Source organism: Brunnivagina elsteri CCALA 953 (assembly GCF_002289455.1).
In the GTDB taxonomy this organism is placed as follows: domain Bacteria; phylum Cyanobacteriota; class Cyanobacteriia; order Cyanobacteriales; family Nostocaceae; genus Brunnivagina; species Brunnivagina elsteri.
This window is the reverse complement of sequence record NZ_NTFS01000546.1, coordinates 1-3,554: the sequence shown is the minus strand read 5'-3', so window position 1 is coordinate 3,554 and position 3,554 is coordinate 1. Positions and strand designations below refer to the sequence as shown.

Genomic DNA, 3,554 nt, shown 5'->3' with positions numbered 1-3,554 from the left:
CCTCAAGTCATTGCTCACCGTTGTGCTTACCTTAATGGATTAATCTTTGCTCGCTAAATAAAAAGTGGGATGCTCCCTACTCATATTACTTCTACTATTTTTAATTACAAATATTTATATTCCAGTTACATTTAGATACAATCGCCAAGACTATTGACTCTATTATCAATTATTTACGAATTGACAAGGCTTTCAAGCTGATGTATGATTTATTAAAATCTTTGGCGACGTATATAAATTTTGCTCAATTTGATTTGTCTAAGCTCTTGAAAACCCTGTATATTCGATGTCAATTTCCAGAATTTCATGATTGGTTCAAAAAAATATAAAAACTAAACTTATATATTTGTAAAGGGTAAAGACACAAAGTTAACCTAACTTAACTTAAATCTGGCAAAGTTGTTGATAATTGGCTTGTTTTATGATATGTGATTGTTTTATTGCTGAGTTAGGAACGTGGATTAAATAAAGTGCAAAATTTAGGTTCAAAACTTTTTGATGTACGCAGGTTAGCCGATGAGCGAAAATTGTAAGTTAATAAATCCACGTTTCTTAGAACGAATATTTGTGATTTGATTAATTTGATTAATTTTTTCAAGGTAAATTTAAATCATAGGATTTACTCAGGAGAAAAATTTGATGTTGAGTCCATTGCCGAATTGCATCACCACCCCTTCTTGGTGGCAATTAATAAATTGGATCGCCGACCCAATCGGATTTCAACAGAAATATAGCCAAAAGTATGGAGATATTTTTTCCATGCGATTAGCTGGGCTAGGTTCTTATGTACTCATAGGTAATCCCCAAGCCATCCAGGAAATTTTTAGCCAAGATTCTAAGTTTAATGTTGGTCGAGGAAATAAATTAGCAGAGCCTCTCATCGGCAAAAATTCCTTGATGTTAATGGATGGGGATCGGCATCGACGGGAGCGAAAATTATTAATGCCGCCCTTTCATGGGGAAAAAATAAAAACCTATGGTGAACAAATTTGCCTAATTACCGAACAAATAACTAACCAATGGCAAATTGGTCAAACTTTTGTGGTTCGCTCTTTCACACAGAAAATTAGCCTAGAAGTAATTTTGCAAATTGTCTTTGGTTTGAGTGAAGGCGATGAGCGGAGCTTAACACCAAGAGCGTATTGCTATAAACAACTCAAACCTTTACTTACAGATTGGTTGGATATGACCGATTCTCCTCTACGCTCCAGTATGCTGTTTTTTCAGTTCTTACAACAAGATTGGGGAACTTGGACTCCTTGGGGACGAATGAAACAGAGACAACGCCAGGTTTACGATTTGCTCCAAGCTGAAATTGAAGAGAAAAGAACAAAAATGAATGAGGAGGGTAATGACGTTCTCAGCTTGATGATGGCTGCACGGGATGAAAATGGGCAAGCGATGACTGACGGGGAATTGAAAGATGAATTGCTCACAATTTTATTTGCTGGACATGAAACGACTGCAACAACATTGGCTTGGGCTTTTTATCAGATTTATCAACATCCAGATGTACTGGAAAAATTGCAGATAGAGCTAGATAGTTTAGGGGAAAATCCCAATCCGATGGAATTGGCTCAACTTCCTTACTTAACGGCAGTTTGTCAAGAAACTCTGCGGATGTATCCAGTTATTCCGGTGCTTTTTCCACGTATCGCTAAATCACCCATGAAGATTGCTGGATACGAGTTTGCTGCCGAGACTACCTTTATGCCGAGTATTTATCTCGTGCATTACCGGGAAGATTTGTATCCCAACCCTCGACGATTTCAACCAGAACGTTTTTTGACACGGCAGTATTCTCCTGCTGAGTATCTTCCTTTTGGTGGTGGAAGTAGGCGATGTTTGGGATATACTTTAGCTCTGTTGGAAATGAAATTAGTCTTGGCAATGGTTTTATCTAAATATCAGCTTGCTTTAGGGGAGGATAAACCAGTTAAACTGCAACGTCGTGGTTTTACCCTTGCTCCTGCTGGTGGTGTGCGGATGTTAATGGTTGGAAAGCGTTAAGTCTAAATTTAAATCTATACTCTGAGCGGTTAAATATTAGCTCCACCACCAAAAGCTAATAAAAGAGAGGCTAGCAGGCATTTGTAAAGTCCAATTTTGAGTCGCTATTAGTACAACTAAATTTAAATCTAAATTTTCAGCATTAAGAAATGGGTTCAAACACCATTGCGGGAACGAATAAATCAGGTTTTGATTCACCAATTCCTAAAAAACAGCCATCCTGACTATAAACTCGCAAATATGGCGAAGATAGATTTGATATGTCTATTTCTTCTGCTATTTTCTGTCCCTGACACCATTTTTTACCAGTTTCTGCGGATAAACTGACGCTTGGTAAATATTCCAATGGTAAATCGGGATTGATTGGTTTAAAGATTCCCGCTTGTGATTGTGTTTCCAACTCTTCAATCGTCATGCTGTTAGTCAAATCAAAACCACTACTAACAGTACGTTGTAGTGCTGCGAGGGTTCCCCCCGTTTGTAAAACCAATCCTAAATCCCGTGCGATCGCACGAATATATGTCCCCGTACCGCAAGAAATAGCAATCTCTAATTCGGGAAATACCCCTGCTCGCCAGTCTAGTATATCGATGGTGAATACTTCTACTGTCCTCACTGGTGCTTCAACAGGAACACCTTGACGTGCTAAATCGTAAAGTCGTTTGCCATCAATTTGAATTGCGCTGTAACTGGGTGGAATTTGCTGGATTTTGCCGATAAATTGGGGTATGACTGCTTTGATTGTCTCTAAATCCAAACTAGAACTGGATTGGGAAGAAATTACTTCCCCTTGTAAATCGTCAGTTGTGGTGCTGACACCAAAACGAATTGTGGCACGATAGGCTTTGTCACTGGGAAGATATTGTAAGAGTCGGGTTGCTTTTCCGAGTGCGATCGGTAATACTCCGGTTGCTGCTGGGTCTAATGTACCAGCATGTCCGACCTTTTTTAGATGTAGGATTTTTCGGACTTTGGCTACACAGTCGTGGGATGTCCAACCGAATGGTTTGTTCAGATTTAAGAAGCCTTGCACAGGTATTTTGGGGTTTCGGGGAGAATACTAGTGTACAATACCAACCAAAATATTCATTAATATCTGAGTTTCTTCGGGTACTCGATATAATTTAATATCTTCGATAATTTCTTTCTCTTGACGCTTGTAAATACCAAATCGCCAGTCTTCTCCTGTGGTAACGGCACCATATAAAATTGGTGTATCGGAATTAGTCCATTGGTCAAGGGCAATTAATTCGACTGCTAGTTGGGTAAATCCCCTTGTTAAGTCGGATTGCTTTGCTTCTACAACTAATAATCCTTTGCCTTTATTCAGGTAATAATCTAGACTGCCTTTTAATTGCTCGCTAACATTGACGGGATATTCGACATTTAAACGAGTTTGGCTGATTTTACAAACTTCTAGAAGTATTGGGGCAATGATTACTTGCTGTCGTGCGGATTCACTCGATAATTTTACATGTCGAAGATTACTCTCAATCATATTTTTTAAAATATTGACTAAATTAATCTCAACATCTGTTTGAGGT

At 38.5% G+C, this 3,554-nt stretch carries 3 protein-coding genes; 1 reads left to right on the top strand and 2 read right to left on the bottom strand.

What is annotated here, in order from left to right:
• The first annotated feature begins 639 nt into the window (after positions 1–639).
• Complete coding sequence (locus tag CK510_RS28075) at positions 640–2,010, top strand: cytochrome P450 (RefSeq protein ID WP_095724777.1); 1,371 nt, start codon at positions 640–642, stop codon at positions 2,008–2,010.
• 142 nt (positions 2,011–2,152) lie between these two features.
• Here CK510_RS28075 and truB read toward each other — a convergent pair whose 3' ends face one another.
• Both truB and CK510_RS28065 read right to left on the bottom strand, forming a co-directional pair.
• Positions 2,153–3,043: a tRNA pseudouridine(55) synthase TruB gene (truB, locus tag CK510_RS28070; RefSeq protein WP_095724776.1), complete on the bottom strand. Its 891-nt coding sequence runs from the start codon at positions 3,041–3,043 to the stop codon at positions 2,153–2,155.
• A 27-nt stretch (positions 3,044–3,070) separates the two neighbouring features.
• A partial coding sequence (locus CK510_RS28065; protein ID WP_143289475.1) for a hypothetical protein occupies positions 3,071–3,554 on the bottom strand: 484 nt, incomplete at its 5' end.